The sequence below is a fragment of the Streptomyces fradiae genome, assembly GCF_041270065.1.
Classification (GTDB): Bacteria; Actinomycetota; Actinomycetes; order Streptomycetales; family Streptomycetaceae; genus Streptomyces.
The window spans coordinates 5,677,274-5,692,685 of sequence record NZ_CP065958.1; the positions used below are offsets into that span (position 1 = coordinate 5,677,274).

Consider the following 15,412-nt stretch of genomic DNA (forward strand, 5'->3'; position numbering starts at 1 on the left):
AGCATGGGCCCATGGCTACTCATGTGATCACCGGAGCCGGCTCCGGCATCGGCGCCGCCGTCGCGCGGCGGCTGCACGCGCGCGGGGACGAGCTTGTGCTGCATGTGCGGGACGCGGGGCGGGCGAAGGAGTTGGCGGCGGAGTTTCCCGGGGCGCGGACGCTCGTCGGGGACCTGGCGGATCCGGACCGGCTGTCGTGGGCGTTCTCGCACCAGACGCTGCCGGAGCGGGTCGACAGCCTGCTGCACATCGCCGGGGTCGTCGACCTCGGGCCGGTCGGGGAGCTCACCCCGAAGAGCTGGCACCATCAGCTGAACGTCAACCTGGTCGCCCCCGCCGAGCTCACCCGGCACTTCCTGCCGCAGCTGCGGGTCTCCAAGGGGCATGTGGTGTTCGTGAACTCGGGCGCCGGGCTCGCCGCGCACGCCGAGTGGGGCGCGTACGCCGCGTCCAAGCACGGGCTCAAGGCGCTCGCCGACTCCCTGCGCCACGAGGAGCACGGCAACGGGGTGCGGGTCACCTCCGTGTACCCGGGGCGGACCGCGAGCCCCATGCAGGCGAAGGTGCACCAGCAGGAGGGCAAGGAGTACGACCCTGAGCGCTGGATCGACCCCGAGTCGGTGGCGACGACCATCGTCATGGCGCTCGACCTGCCGCGCGACGCGGAGGTCAACGACCTGACCGTGCGGCCCGGGCGCTGACGCCGCGATGACCACGGGGGCGGGTGCGGGGGCGGGCGGGAACTCGATCAGCGGCGGGACCCAGGGGACCGTCGTCCAGGCCGGGCACATCGAGAACCTGGTGGTGCATCAGACGCCGCCGCCCGCCGACGAGGTGACCGTCGCGCCCCCGTTCGGGCGGCGCGGCACGCCCCTGCGCGGGCGCGCGGAGCTGCTCGCGCGGCTGCTCGACGCCTCCGGCACACACGTCCTGTACGGGCTCGGCGGCGTCGGCAAGACCAGCCTCGCCCTGGCGGCCGCCGACGTGCTCGCGCGCCGCGGCGCCCCCGTGTGGTGGGTGGCCGCGCAGGACGCCGGGCGGCTCGCGGGCGGGCTGCGGGCGGTCGCCCGCCGGGTCGGCGTCCGCGAGGACGAGCTGGCGAGCGGCCAGACCGCCGACCTGCTGTGGGAACGCCTCGCCGCCCTGCCCGGCCCCTGGCTCCTCGTCCTCGACAACGCCGACGACCTGGCCCTGCTCGACGGCCCGGGATCGCTCGCCGCCGGTACGGGCTGGGCCCGCGCGCCCCGTACGAGCGGTCTGGTCCTCGTCACCACCCGCGACGGCGACCCCGCCGCCTGGGGCGCAGGACCCGTCCTCCACCCGCTCGGCGCCCTGCCCGGCCCCGAGGGCGCCCGCGTGCTCGCCGACCGCGCCGGCGAGCAGGCCGGCCCGGCGACGGACGCCGAGCTGCTCGCCGTACGCCTCGGGGGCCTGCCGCTCGCCCTGGACAGCGCCGGCCGCTACCTGGCCTCGGTCGCCGAGCGCCCCGCCTTCCTCCGTACGGACGGCGAGCCCGCCACGTACGGCGCCTATCTCGCCGCCCTCGGTACGGGAGACCTCGCCGTCGACCGCGACGGCACCCTCGCCCGGATCTGGGCCATGTCCCTGCGCCTCCTCCAGGACCGGGGCCACGCGCGCGTGGAGGACGTCCTCCGCCTCCTCGCCGGCTTCGCGGACGCGCCCGTACCGCTGCGGGTCCTCGCCCCGGGCCGCGTCGACATCCCGCCGGGCGAGCTGTGGACCTGCCTCCAGGCCCTCGACCGGCTGGGCCTGGCCTCGCTCCGTACGGACGGCGAGCCGGTGGTGACGCTCCATCCGCTGGTGCGGGACGCGTACCGGGGGGAGCGGGAGCGGCTGTCCGCGGAGGCGGCGCTGGACAGTGAGGTGCCGGAGGAGCACGGTCCGCTCTGGCCGCTGCTCGTGCCGCACCTGCTCGACGACCTGGGGCCGGACGCGCCGGAGGACGTCTGGGCGGGCGCGGTGCTCGCCGTCCGCTCGCTGAACGCCCGGGGCCTGGTCGCCGAGGCGGGCACGGAGGTGGAGCGGGTGCGCCGGGGCGCCGCGGACCGGCTCGGGGACGCGCACCGGACGGTGCGGGAGGCGTGCTTCGAGCACGGCCGGGCGCTCCTGAACGCCGGCCGCGAGCGGGAAGCACTCGCCCTGCTCGGCGAACTGGCCGCCGCCGTCGGCGTCGCCGTCGGCGCGGACCGCCCGACCGCCCCGGCCCCGGCGGCGGACCCGGACCTGGACGCGCACCCGCACCCGGACGCGGCCACCGCCGCGGACCCCGCCCTCGTCCCGGCCGAGGACTCCGACCTCGTCTTCGCCCTCCAGGTCCGCAACGAGCTGGCCACCGCGCTCCAGCAGAACGGACAACTGGAGCGGGCCCGCACCGAGTACGCCGGGGCGCTGGACGGCTGCGCCCGCGCCCTGGGGCCGGACCACTGGCGCACCCTCGCCTGCCGGCACAACCTCGCGGTGTGCCTCGCCCTGCTCGGGCGCACCCAGGAGGCGCTGGCCGAGCTGGAGACCGTACGGGCGGCGGAGGCCCGCACCCTGGGCGCCGACCATCCCAACGCGCTCGTCACCCGGGAGAACCGGGCGGTCCTGCTCCTGGAGTCCGGTGACCGGGACCTCGCACGGGCGGAGCTGGCGGCCGTGGTGGCGGCCCGGCACCGGCTCCTCGGCGCGGATCACCCGCACACGCTCTCCGCCCGTTTCAACCTCGCCCGCTGCCTCGCCCCGGCCGACGCCCTCCCCGAACTCACCGCCGTCCTCGCCGCCCGCACCCGCGTCCTTGGCCCCGGCCACCCCGTCACCGTCGCCACCCGCGAGACCCTGGAACGGCTGGCACGTACGCTTCCCGGGTGAGCGAGAACAGCGACAAGGACACCTTCCCCTGGGCCCCCGCCACCGGCGTCGGCTCCCTGCCCGGCGGCGACGCGCGAGAGGCCGCCAAGACCGTGACCGGGTCCTTCGAGGACTTTCCGTTCCTCGCCGAGCTGCCGGCCCGCGGGCCCGGCGCGGACATGATCGGGCGGACCGCCGGGATGCTCGTCGAGCTGTACGCGCACGTGGAGCCGAGCGGGTGGCGGATCAGCGACCGGCCCGGGCGGGACACCCGGCGGGCGCGGTCGTGGGTCGGGGAGGACCTGGACGCCCTGGAGGAGTTCACGCAGGGGTACGAGGGCGCGCTGAAGGTGCAGGCGGTGGGGCCGTGGACGCTCGCCGCGGCCCTGGAGCTGCGCGGGGGAGAGGCCGCCCTGTCGGACCCGGGGGCCTGCCGGGACCTGGCCGGTTCGCTGGCCGAGGGGCTGCGCGGGCACCTCGCGGAGGTCGGCAAGCGGGTGCCGGGCGCCCGGATCGTGCTGCAGCTCGACGAGCCCTCGCTGACCGCCGTACTCCTCGGGCAGATCCGTACCGCCAGCGGCTACCGCACCCACCGGGCCGTGGACCGGCAGGTGGTGGAGAGCGCGCTGCGGGACGTGATCGCGGTGCACGGCGGTCCGGTCGTGGTGCACTCGTGCGCGCCGGGCGTGCCGTTCGGGCTGCTGCGGCGGGCCGGGGCGGCCGGGGTGTCGTTCGACTTCTCGCTGCTCACCGAGCGTGACGAGGAGCCGATCGGGGAGGCCGTGGAGGCCGGGACCAAGCTCTTCGCCGGTGTGGTGCCGTCCACGGACCCGGCCTCGGGGGCATTGTCGGACCCTGGCGGTAGCGTCATGGGTGTCAGGACGCTGTGGCGCAGGCTGGGGCTGAATCCGGGGACTCTCGCCGAGTCCGTGGTGGTCACCCCGGCCTGCGGTCTCGCGGGGGCCTCGCCGGCGTACGCGCGCAAGGCGCTCGCGCACTGCGTCCGGGCGGCGAGATCGCTCGCGGACAACCCAGAGTGACCGGGTTTCAGGGATCGGGAGGACGAGGAACGGTGGCAGTCGAACAGGGGGCCCCCGCCGAGGCGCGGGAGAAGCACGCCGAGCTGGCGGAGCAGGTCGAGGAGCACCGCTTCCGGTACTACGTGAAGGACCAGCCGGTCGTCAGCGACGCGGAGTTCGACAGGCTCCTGCGCGCCCTGGAGGCCCTGGAGGAGGAGTACCCGGAGCTGCGGACGCCGGACTCGCCGACCCAGAAGGTGGCCGGGTCGTACGAGACGGAGTTCACCGCGGTCCAGCACCGCGAGCGGATGCTGTCGCTGGACAACGCGTTCGACGACGAGGAGCTGGCCGCCTGGGCCGAGCGGATCGCGAAGGACGTCGGCACGGGCGACTACCATTTCCTGTGCGAGCTCAAGGTCGACGGCCTCGCCGTGAACCTCACGTACGAGCACGGGCGGCTGACCCGGGCCGCGACCCGCGGCGACGGACGCACCGGCGAGGACATCACGCCGAACGTGCGGACGATCGCCGACATCCCGGACCGGCTGCGCGGCGAGCGCATCCCGGACCTGGTGGAGATCCGCGGCGAGGTCTACTTCCCGATGGAGGCCTTCGAGGGGCTCAACGCGCGCCTGGTGGAGGCCGGGGACAAGCCCTTCGCCAATCCGCGCAACGCGGCGGCGGGTTCGCTGCGCCAGAAGGACCCGAAGGTGACGGCGTCCCGGCCGCTGCACATGGTGGTGCACGGCATCGGCGCCCGCGAGGGCTTCGACATCTCCCGGCTCTCGGAGACGTACGAGCTGCTGCACGAGTGGGGCCTGCCCACCGCCCGGCACAACAAGGTGGTCTCCGGTCTGGCCGCGGTGAAGGACTTCATCGCGTACTTCGGGGAGAACCGGCACTCCGTCGAGCACGAGATCGACGGCGTCGTCGTCAAGCTCGACGAGATCCCGCTGCAGGGCCGGCTCGGCTCCACGGCGCGCGCCCCGCGCTGGGCGATCGCCTGGAAGTACGCGCCGGAGGAGGTCAACACCAAGCTGGTCGACATCAAGGTCGGCGTCGGGCGTACGGGCCGGGTCACGCCGTACGCGCAGGTGGAGCCGGTGACGGTGGCCGGCTCCGAGGTCGAGTTCGCCACCCTGCACAACCAGGACGTGGTGAAGGCCAAGGGCGTGCTGATCGGCGACACGGTCGTGCTGCGCAAGGCCGGTGACGTGATCCCGGAGATCCTCGGCCCGGTCGCGGACCTGCGGGACGGCTCCGAGCGGGAGTTCGTGATGCCGGCCGAGTGCCCGGAGTGCGGCACGCCGCTGAAGCCGATGAAGGAGGGGGACATCGACCTGCGCTGCCCCAACGCGCGGTCGTGCCCCGCCCAGCTGCGCGAGCGGCTGTTCTTCCTGGCCGGGCGGTCCTCCCTGGACATCGAGAACTTCGGCATGGTCGCGGCGGCGGCGCTGACGCGCCCGCTTGAGCCGGCCGAGCCGCCGCTCGCCGACGAGGGCGACCTCTTCGACCTGACCATCGAGCAGCTGCTGCCGATCAAGGCGTATGTCCTCGACGCGGACAGCGGGCTGCCCAAGCGCGACCCGAAGACCGGCGAGGAGAAGGTCGTCTTCGTCTTCGCCAACCAGAAGGGCGAGCCGAAGAAGAACGCCCTGGCGATGCTGGAGAACATCGCGGCGGCCAAGACCCGCCCGCTCGCCCGCTTCCTCAACGGGCTGTCGATCCGGCACGTCGGCCCGGTCGCCGCCGAGGCGCTGGCCCGCGAGTTCCGCTCCCTGGAGCGGATCGAGCAGGCCACCGAGGAGGAGCTGGCGGCGGTCGACGGGGTCGGCGGGATCATCGCCACCGCCGTGAAGCAGTGGTTCGAGGAGGACTGGCACCGGGAGATCGTGCGCAAGTGGCGCGCGGCCGGGGTCACCTTCGAGGACGAGGGCGCCGGCGAGGAGCAGGGCCCGCGCCCGCTGGAGGGACTGACCGTGGTGGTCACCGGCACCCTGCAGGACTTCACCAGGGATGGCGCAAAAGAGTCGCTGCAAGCCCTGGGAGCGAAGGTGACGGGTTCCGTTTCGAAGAAGACCGCCTTCGTGGTCGTCGGCGACAATCCCGGCTCCAAGTACGACAAGGCGATGCAGCTGAAGGTTCCGGTTCTCGACGAGCCCGGCTTCCGGATCCTGCTCGAACAGGGTCCGGAAGCCGCTCAGGAGGCCGCGCTGCCCGTCGCCGAGTAGCCGCGGACGGGCCCCGGAAGCTCACCCGTTCGGCGCATACCAGATCGTTAGGGGTGGCCGGGTCGCATTCGGGCAAGAGATGGAGAGCGCTGCCCGTAGCGGCCCTCCGCGGCCTAGTGTGGTGACCGTGCGTCCGTCACGCACGGCCGCGCGAGGCCCTGCCGGCGCGCAGGAGCAGGACACGTGTGTCCGGCGCGCGGCGGGACGACGGCCCAGAGGCATCACGACGGCCCCGCGTTGCGACGGCACCGCCGGCTGTGAGAGGGACGGGAATGAAACCGACCGAGAGTGCCGCCCCGGTCGCACGGCCCCAGGGCCGTGCGGCGTTCGTGGGCATCACCTCCGGGCTGCCCGGAGCACTGGTGGGCGTCGCCGCCGTCCTGCTCACCGCCGGTCTCTACCGGACGCTGAGCACCGGCCAGGGACTCTTCCCCGGCGGCTCCGCCGGCTGGTCCCTCGCCGTCCTCACCGGCCTCATCGTCGGCCACCTGGTCGCGCTCGGCCGCGACCGCTGGTGGGGCGGCACCGGCTCCGGCGCCGCCCTCACCCTCGCCGTGCTGCTCCTGTACGGCTGGGTGCCCGCCTGTCTGGTCTCGCTCACCGTGGTCGTGCTCGTCGCCGCCGCCCGCCGGCACCGCTGGCGCCAGGGCCTGCTGCACGGCGCCGTCGACGTCATCGGCACCGGCGCCGCCGCCCTCGTCCTCGCCACCTTCGGCGACGTCCCCACCGTCGAGCGGCCCTGGCAGCCCCTCGACTGGGGGATCGGCGACGTACCGGAAGTGATGCTCGCCGCCGTCGCCTACCTTGTGGCGACCCGGCTGCTGCTGTGGTACGCCCTCGCCCCGCAGACCGGCGGACTGCCCACCGCCGCCCGCACCGCGCTGCTCCGCCAGGGCCTGGTCGCCGTCGCCCTGCTCGGCATCGCCCCCCTCATCTGCGTCGTCGCCGCCTCCCGGCCCCCGCTCCTGCCGCTCTTCGCCGTCCCGCTGATCGCCCTCGACTCCACCCTGTGGATCGCCCGCGCCCGCGCCGAGGAACAGCTGCGCGACCCGCTCACCGGACTGCCCAACCGCCAGTGGCTCCTGGAGCGCACCTGGACCGCCCTGGAGGAGGCCGAGGGCGAGGGCGTCCGCTCCGCGCTCGTCCTGATCGACCTCGACCGCTTCCGCTCGGTCAACGACACCCTCGGGCACCTCGCCGGCGACCGGCTGCTCCTGCAGATCGCCGAACGGCTCCGGCTCGCGCTGCCCCGCGGCGCCGAGGCCGCCCGGCTCGGCGGCGACGAGTTCGCCGTCCTGCTGCCCACCGCCGACTCCACCACCAGCGCCCAGCGGGTCGCCCGCCACCTCGTCGCCGAGCTGTCCTCCCCGCTCGACCTCGACGGGCTCACCCTGGTCCTGGAGGCCAGCGCCGGCGTCGCCGTCTTCCCGGAGCACGCCCTGGACGCCGAGGGCCTGCTGCGCCGCGCCGACGTCGCCATGTACCAGGCCAAGCGGGACCGCACCGGCGTCGAGGTCTACGAGTCCAAGCGCGACTCCAACACCCCCGACCGGCTCGGACTCCTCGGCGACCTGCGGCGCGCCCTCGACGCCGGCGAGGTCGAGCTGCACTACCAGCCGAAGGTCCGCTTCGACGGCCAGGTGGCCGGTCTCGAGGCGCTGGTCCGCTGGGTCCATCCCGAGAGAGGGAAGGTTCCTCCGGACGAGTTCATCGCCATCGCCGAGTCCTCCGGCCTCATGCCCCACCTCACCGAATACGTCCTGGAGACCGCCCTCGCCCAGGTCGCCCGCTGGCGCGCCCAAGGGCTCGACGTGCCGGTCGCCGTCAACGTCTCGCCGCGCGACGTGCACACCCCCGGCTTCGCCGGCGCCGTCGCCGCCCGGCTCGCCCGGCACGGCGTCCCGGCCGGCGCGCTCCAGCTGGAGATAACCGAGCACGTGCTCCTGGAGGACCCGCAGCGGGCCGCCGACACCATGGCCGGGCTCACCGGCCACGGCGTGAAGATGTCCCTCGACGACTTCGGCACCGGCTACTCCTCCCTGGTCCACCTGCGCCGCCTCCCGGTGAGCGAGCTCAAGATCGACCGCTCCTTCGTCGCCCGGCTCGCCGTCGACTCCGAGGACGCCGAGATCGTCCGCTGCACCCTCGACCTCGCCCACTCCCTCGGCCTGCTGGTCGTCGCCGAGGGCGTCGAGGACGACGAGACCTGGGAGCGCCTGCGCGACCTGGGCTGCGACGCCGTCCAGGGCTGGCTGGTCGCCGCCGCCATGCCGCCCGCCGAGACCACCGCCTGGCTCCGCGCCCGCGGCGAACACGGCTGGCGCCGCCCCTCGGAGATCGCGGCCCTGGCCGAGGTCGACCACCCTTCGGACCACGTGGTGCAGTGACCGTTTCACGGGGAGCGGCGCGGGCCCCATAGGATTGGGCCAACACCATCAAACTCACCCCGTGAGGATCCGCATGCCTGGCATCACGCGCGAGGAGGTCGCCCACCTCGCCCGGCTGGCACGTCTGGAGCTCAAGAGCGAAGAACTCGACCACTTCGCCGGACAGCTCGACGACATCATCGGCGCGGTCGCCCGCGTCTCCGAGGTCGCCGACCAAGACGTACCCCCGACCTCCCACCCGCTGCCGCTGACCAATGTCATGCGGGCGGACGAGGTCCGTCCGTCGCTCACCCCCGAGCAGGCGCTCTCCGGCGCCCCGGCCCAGGAGCAGCAGCGTTTCAAGGTGCCGCAGATCCTGGGGGAGGACTAAGAACGCCATGACGGACAACAGCACGATCATCAAGCTCACCGCCGCCGAGATCGCGGCGAAGATCGCCTCCGGCGAGCTCACCGCCGTCCAGGTCACCGAGGCCCACCTCGCGCGCATCGACGCCGTCGACGAGAAGGTGCACGCCTTCCTGCACGTCGACCGCGAGGGCGCGCTCGCGCAGGCCCGCGCCGTGGACGAGAAGCGCGCCCGCGGCGAGAAGCTCGGCCCGCTGGCCGGCGTCCCGCTCGCGCTCAAGGACATCTTCACGACCCGGGGCGTGCCCACGACGGTCGGCTCGAAGATGCTGGAGGGCTGGATCCCGCCGTACGACGCCACGCTGGTCAAGAAGCTCAAGGCGGCCGACGTGGTCATCCTGGGCAAGACCAACATGGACGAGTTCGCGATGGGCTCCTCCACGGAGAACAGCGCCTACGGCCCGACCGGCAACCCCTGGGACCTGACCCGGATCCCCGGCGGCTCCGGCGGTGGCTCCTCGGCCGCCCTCGCCTCGTACGAGGCCCCGCTCGCCATCGGCACGGACACCGGCGGTTCCATCCGCCAGCCCGCCGCCGTCACCGGCACCGTCGGCGTCAAGCCGACCTACGGCGCGGTCTCCCGCTTCGGCATGGTGGCCTTCTCGTCCTCGCTCGACCAGGGCGGCCCCTGTGCCCGTACGGTCCTCGACGCGGCCCTGCTGCACGAGGCCATCGCCGGGCACGACCCGCTCGACTCGACCTCCATCGACGCCCCGGTCCCGCCGGTCGTCGAGGCCGCCCGCAACGGCAGCGTCCAGGGCATGCGGGTCGGTGTCGTCAAGCAGTTCCGCGGCGAGGGCTACCAGGCCGGCGTCGTGCAGCGCTTCGACGAGTCCGTCGAACTGCTCAAGTCGCTGGGCGCCGAGATCGTCGAGGTGGACTGCCCCACCTTCGACCTCGCGCTCTCCGCGTACTACCTGATCGCGCCGTCCGAGTGCTCGTCCAACCTGGCCCGCTTCGACGGCCTGCGCTACGGCCTGCGGGCCGGCGACGACGGCACCCGGTCCGCCGAGGACGTCACCGCGCTCACCCGCGAGGCCGGCTTCGGCCCCGAGGTCAAGCGCCGCATCATCCTCGGTACGTACGCGCTGAGCTCCGGCTACTACGACGCCTGGTTCGGCTCGGCGCAGAAGGTCCGCACGCTCATCACCCGCGAGTTCGAGAAGGCCTTCGAGCAGGTCGACGTCATCGTGTCGCCGACCACGCCGACCACCGCCTTCGCGATCGGCGAGCGCGCCGACGACCCGATGGCGATGTACCTCGCGGACCTCTGCACCATCCCGACCAACCTGGCGGGCAACGCCGCCATGTCGCTGCCCTGCGGCCTCGCGCCGGAGGACGGCCTGCCGGTCGGTCTGCAGATCATCGCCCCCGCCCTGAAGGACGACCGCCTCTACAAGGTCGGTGCCGCCGTCGAGGCCGCCTTCGTGGAAAAGTGGGGCCACCCGCTGCTCGAGGAGGCTCCGTCGCTGTGAGTACGACCACGAGTTCCACCAGTGCACTGCAGAAGGCCAAGGGCTTCAAGAAGTCCAAGACCGGTACGTACCTGTCCATGGGCACCACCGCGTTCGGCGCCATCGCCGTGACGAAGCAGATCAAGAAGGCCCGCGCCGAGCACGACACGCTCAAGCTCGTCGACGCCGTGGTGTCCGCCGCCGCCATCGTCACCGGCCTCGCGATCCTGTACCGCGAGCTGAAGCGTCTCGGCGACGACGACGTCCTGCTGGGCTGAGAGGGAAAGTTCCACCGTGACTGTCACTGAACTGCTGTCGTACGAGGCGGCGCTCGCCGAGTTCGACCCCGTCATGGGCCTGGAGGTCCATGTCGAGCTCGGCACGAAGACGAAGATGTTCTGCGGCTGCTCGACCGAGCTCGGCCAGGACGCCAACGCGCAGACCTGCCCGACCTGCCTCGGCCTGCCCGGCGCGCTGCCGGTCGTCAACGCCGTCGGCGTCGAGTCCGCGATCAAGATCGGCCTCGCGCTGAACTGCGAGATCGCCGAGTGGTGCCGCTTCGCCCGGAAGAACTACTTCTATCCGGACATGCCGAAGAACTTCCAGACCTCGCAGTACGACGAGCCGATCGCCTTCAACGGCTATCTGGACGTCCAGCTGGAGGACGGCGAGGTCTTCCGCGTGGAGATCGAGCGCGCCCACATGGAGGAGGACACCGGCAAGTCCACCCACATCGGTGGCGCGACCGGCCGCATCCACGGAGCCTCGCACTCGCTGCTCGACTACAACCGGGCAGGCATCCCGCTGATCGAGATCGTCACCAAGCCGATCGAGGGCGCCGGCGAGCGGGCCCCCGAGGTCGCCAAGGCGTACGTCGCCGAGCTGCGCGAGCTGATCCGCGCCCTGGGCGTCTCCGAGGCGCGCATGGACAAGGGCCAGATGCGCTGCGACGTCAACCTGTCGCTGCGCCGCAACGGCGCGAAGACCTTCGGCACCCGCTCGGAGACGAAGAACGTCAACTCGCTCCGTTCGGTGGAGCGGGCGGCGCGCTTCGAGATCCAGCGGCACGCGGCGGTGCTCTCCGCGGGCGGCACGATCGTCCAGGAGACCCGGCACTTCCACGAGGACGACGGCACCACCACCGGCGGCCGCATCAAGGACAACGCCGAGGACTACCGCTACTTCCCCGAGCCGGACCTGGTGCCGGTGGCCCCCGCCCGCGAGTGGGTCGAGGAACTGCGGAAGGGTCTGCCGGAGCTGCCGCGGCTGCGCCGCAACCGGCTGCGCGAGGAGTGGGGCGTGTCCGAGCTGGACATGCAGTCCATCCTCAACGCCGGTGCGGTCGACGCGATCGTCGCCACCACCGAGGCGGGCGCCGACGCGGCGTCGGCCCGCAAGTGGTGGATGGGCGAGCTGGCCCGCAACGCCAACGAGAAGGGCGTCTCCCTGGAGGAGCTGCCCATCACGCCGGCGGACGTGGCCCGCGTGTCGGCCCTGGTCGCCGCCGGTGACCTGAACGACAAGCTGGCCCGTCAGGTCATCGAGGGCGTCCTCGCCGGCGAGGGCACCCCGGACGAGGTCGTCGAGAAGCGCGGTCTGAAGGTCGTCTCCGACGACAGCGCGCTCGGCGCGGCCGTCGACGAGGCCATCGCGGGCAACGCGGCCATCGCCGACAAGATCCGCGGCGGCAAGGTCGCCGCGGTCGGCGCCCTGGTCGGCGCGGTCATGAAGGCCACCCGTGGCCAGGCCGACGCGGCGAAGGTCAAGGACCTGATCCTGGAGAAGCTGGGCGTCAGCGAGGGCTGAGCCCGCCTTCTCGTACGCGTAAAGGGGCGGCCCCGCACCGGAGTTCCGGTGCGGGGCCGCCCCCGTGCGTGCTGCGTGTCAGTGCTGTCCGGAGCCGCTGCGGCCGCGCTTCCACCACAGCAGGGCTCCGCCCGCCGCGGCGAGCAGCGCCGCGATGCCGGCGATCAGGCCGATCGGGGTGTCGGAGCCGGTGTGGGCGAGGTCGCCGCCCGGGCCGGTGCCGCCCGTGCCGCCGGAGTCCCCGCCCGGCTTGGACGGGCCGGGGGTGCCGCTCGGCGGCGGCGTGGACGGGTCGCCCGGCTTCGTCGGGGACGGGCTGGGCGTCGGGTGGCTCGGGCTGGGCTTGGGCGGGGACTTCCGCACCGCGGTGTCACCGCCGAGCAGGGTGGTCGGCGAGTCCTTGTAGCCGAGGACCTCGGCCCGCGAGCCCTTGGTGACGTCCGACAGATTCGGCTTCTCCGCGTTGAACTGGGTGCGGGTGATGTTCTTCTTGGGCGACTTGGAGAAGTCCACGCCGCCGACGGTCAGCGTGTAGACGTACTCGCCCTCCTTGTACTCGTACTTGTAGTCGCCCTCCATGAACGACTTGCGGTAGTTCTTCCAGACCTCGTACGAGTCCCACTTCGCGCCGCGGATCGGCCAGCGGCTCGCGTCGTCGCTGCCGATGATCTTGTGGAACTCGCCGGGCTTCTTCGCGTCCTGCTGCTTGATCCACTCGGCGGCCACCCGGGAGGCGTAGACGCGCCGCAGATCGGCGTAGGCCGGGCCCTCGGCGATCTTCTTCTCCACGATCGGGACGAGGAGCCGCTCGACGAGCGCCTGGTTGTGCTGGATCTCGGCCTCGGTCAGCCGGCACTGCTCGCCGGGCGGCTGGGTCTTCGTCTCCTGCGGGACGGAGTTGACCTTGAGCGGGGCGTCGAGGATGAAGATGCCGCCGTCCTGCTCGCGCACCTTGGCCGGCTGCGGGGTGATCCAGTTGCGGATGCCGTGCAGGCAGATCCGGTTGTCCTTGTGGGTGAGGTTCTTCCAGAACTCGGAGCCCGCCGGGGTCTTGGGGTCCATCGCCCGGGAGAAATCGTGCTTCATCTCCAGGTCGGCGTCGAGCAGCACCCGGCCCGCGTCGGTCTTGCCGAAGGAGCGGTCCATGATCCGGTCGGGCTCGTCCGGGTTGAGGTTCACCCAGAACTTCTCGGGCGACAGCGCCAGCCAGGTGAAGAAGGAGTCCGAGGCCATCTGGGCCTTCTCCATGCCGCCGAAGCCGGGGTTCTCGTCCTCATCGGTGTTCTTCGCGGAGAAGGAGTAGTTGAGGCTGCCGGTCTCGTTCTGGCCGACGTAGCGCAGCTCCAGGCTGGTGAAGTCGACGCCGCCGGGGCCGCGCAGGGCGTTCTTGGTGTTCTGCTGGAACGGGCGGGCGGCCTCCTGCCGGCGGCGCACGTCCTCCGGGGTCGGCATGGACCGGCTGATCAGGTCGTTGCCGGCGCCGGTCGACGGCTTGGCCGGGTTCGCCGTCATCAGGCCCGGGAACCGCGACTTGTACTGGTTGCCCGGCGCGTACGGGGCCGGGGTGGCGCCGTGCCGGTAGTAGTTGATGCCGGCCGCCCGGTACTGGGCCTTGACCTTGTCGGTGGGCTCCTGGCCGTGGATGTAGACCACGCGCCAGCCGCGCCGGACGAGCTCGGCGTCGACCTTCAGCTGCTTGGGCTTGGGGTCGATGCCGGACTTGAACTCGTAGACGGTCTTGGTGCGCGGGTCGACCGCGTCGAAGCGCCGCCCGTTGGGGCCGACGACCTTGTCGCCGAGCTTCTGCCGCAGTTCCTTGTCGAGCTGCGGGTCGAAGTCGCGCAGATACGTCTCGCACAGCCAGTTGACGCCGCCGAGGTCGAAGTGGCGGGCCACCTCGCGCTCGAAGCCGCCACCGCGCCGGTTGCGGGCGTTGTTCTCGATGTAGACGTCCTGCAGCCAGTCGGCGAACGGGCCCTTGTAGGTGTTGTTGCTCGCCTGGCGGCTGTTCCAGGAGGCGTAGGCGTGCTCCGGAGTGCCGATCTTGTACTTGCCGGTGTCCGTGCCGTACTTGGCGACGTCGGCGGGCGCGTTGATGCCGGTGACGTTGAGGGTCGGCTGCTCGAAGTCGTAGAACAGCTGCTCCGCGTCGGGCGTCTGCCACTGGTTGGGCCCGGCCGGCTTGTAGCCGGGCAGGGTGTTGCGGGCGGGCTCCTTCGGGCTGGTGCCGAACTTGTCCTGGCAGCGCTTGACCGGTGCCGCGTCCGCCTCGGACTGGGCGCCGGGGAGTCCGACCGGCAGGCCGACGGCGAGCAGCGAGGTGCCGAGGATCACGGCCGCCAGACGGCCCCTGAGCCGTTTCGGTGGGCTTGTTATGTGAGAACTCACGGTTGCTGATCCCTTGATGGGGGCAGGGGGAGTCGTCGTGTCACGGGGTGGTGCACGGCCCCCGTTGCTGGCCCACCCCGGAATGCCCCACCCTAGGACGCGTCGGCGCGTTGACGCGAACATTGCAGAGCCGCAACTGTGAAGTTTCTGTGGGAAGTTGGGGCGGCGAAGATCAGCCGAACCACACGTCGGTGAGGTTCGCCGCGGCCCGCTCGGTGCGCCGTACGCGGAACAGCGAAGGCCGCAGCCGGGAACGGTCGCCGTCGGTGAGCTGCCGGCCGAGGGCGAGCAGCACGTACGCGTCCCAGTCGGCCAGGCGCGGCTCCTCGTCGAGGTCGACGTCGGCGTCGCCGTGGTCGGCGGGGTCGATGCCGACCGCGCGCAGCAGCTCCGCCGGGTCGCCGTCCGGCTCCCAGGCCTCCTCGTCGTCCCAGCCGCCGACCCGCAGCGCCGGGCCGCCCGGCAGATCGATCAGATGCTCCTCGTACGCCTGCCCCGCGTCGAGCAGTACGGAGCCGGCGATCCGGGCCTCCGGGTGCAGCGCCCGCTGCCGGCCGATCTCCTCGGCCATCGCGGCGACCACCGCGTCACCGGCCAGGGCCGGGTCGACGACCAGGACGGTCCCGCCCCAGCAGCCGACGGCGACGAGGTCGAGGCCCGCCCGGGTCTCCGGCCGCGGCAGCTCGTCCAGGGCGCGCGAGGGCAGCTCCTCCAGGACCTCGGCGACGGTGCCGAGCGACTCGGCGACGCGGCGGGCCCGCCCGGGGTCGTTCGGCGGCGCCGTCTCGGGCGCCTCTCGGGTGAACGGCGGAAAGATCAGAGTCAGTTCGTAGTGGCCCCACTTGTCCACCGCGGTGCTGTCCGTCATGGAC

Annotated in this window: 11 protein-coding genes; 9 read left to right on the forward strand and 2 right to left on the reverse strand. The window is 72.7% G+C overall.

What is annotated here, in order from left to right; genetic code table 11:
• The first annotated feature begins 11 nt into the window (after positions 1–11).
• From JAO84_RS26040 to gatB, 9 genes are all read left to right on the forward strand, one after another.
• Positions 12–701, forward strand: coding sequence for an SDR family oxidoreductase (locus JAO84_RS26040; protein ID WP_265864723.1), 690 nt, complete (start codon positions 12–14; stop codon positions 699–701).
• A gap of 7 nt (positions 702–708) precedes the next feature.
• Positions 709–2,871, forward strand: a complete 2,163-nt coding sequence (locus JAO84_RS26045; RefSeq protein WP_370415015.1) for a tetratricopeptide repeat protein — start codon at positions 709–711, stop codon at positions 2,869–2,871.
• Positions 2,868–3,890, forward strand: a complete 1,023-nt coding sequence (locus JAO84_RS26050; RefSeq protein WP_370415016.1) for a methionine synthase — start codon at positions 2,868–2,870, stop codon at positions 3,888–3,890. Before JAO84_RS26045 ends, JAO84_RS26050 begins: the two co-directional genes overlap by 4 nt.
• 32 nt (positions 3,891–3,922) lie before the next feature.
• Positions 3,923–6,100, forward strand: coding sequence for an NAD-dependent DNA ligase LigA (gene ligA / locus JAO84_RS26055; RefSeq protein WP_370415017.1), 2,178 nt, complete (start codon positions 3,923–3,925; stop codon positions 6,098–6,100).
• 272 nt (positions 6,101–6,372) lie between these two features.
• Entirely contained in the window at positions 6,373–8,487 is a 2,115-nt protein-coding gene (locus tag JAO84_RS26060) for a putative bifunctional diguanylate cyclase/phosphodiesterase (protein WP_370415018.1), read from the forward strand.
• 73 nt (positions 8,488–8,560) lie between these two features.
• Positions 8,561–8,857, forward strand: coding sequence for an Asp-tRNA(Asn)/Glu-tRNA(Gln) amidotransferase subunit GatC (gatC, locus tag JAO84_RS26065; protein ID WP_007266718.1), 297 nt, complete (start codon positions 8,561–8,563; stop codon positions 8,855–8,857).
• A gap of 7 nt (positions 8,858–8,864) precedes the next feature.
• Positions 8,865–10,367, forward strand: coding sequence for an Asp-tRNA(Asn)/Glu-tRNA(Gln) amidotransferase subunit GatA (gene gatA / locus JAO84_RS26070; RefSeq protein ID WP_370415019.1), 1,503 nt, complete (start codon positions 8,865–8,867; stop codon positions 10,365–10,367).
• The gene (locus JAO84_RS26075; RefSeq protein ID WP_265864717.1) at positions 10,364–10,624 is read left to right on the forward strand and encodes a hypothetical protein; all 261 of its coding nucleotides are present in this window, start codon (positions 10,364–10,366) and stop codon (positions 10,622–10,624) included. Before gatA ends, JAO84_RS26075 begins: the two co-directional genes overlap by 4 nt.
• A 16-nt stretch (positions 10,625–10,640) precedes the next feature.
• Positions 10,641–12,152, forward strand: a complete 1,512-nt coding sequence (gene gatB, locus JAO84_RS26080) for an Asp-tRNA(Asn)/Glu-tRNA(Gln) amidotransferase subunit GatB (RefSeq protein ID WP_370415020.1) — start codon at positions 10,641–10,643, stop codon at positions 12,150–12,152.
• 78 nt (positions 12,153–12,230) lie between these two features.
• Here gatB and JAO84_RS26085 read toward each other — a convergent pair whose 3' ends face one another.
• Together JAO84_RS26085 and JAO84_RS26090 are read right to left on the reverse strand one after the other, a co-directional pair.
• Entirely contained in the window at positions 12,231–14,486 is a 2,256-nt protein-coding gene (locus JAO84_RS26085) for an LPXTG cell wall anchor domain-containing protein (protein ID WP_370415021.1), read from the reverse strand.
• Positions 14,487–14,712: 226 nt separating this feature from the next.
• Positions 14,713–15,408, reverse strand: coding sequence for a DUF6333 family protein (locus tag JAO84_RS26090; protein ID WP_370415022.1), 696 nt, complete (start codon positions 15,406–15,408; stop codon positions 14,713–14,715).
• Positions 15,409–15,412: the final 4 nt, after the last annotated feature.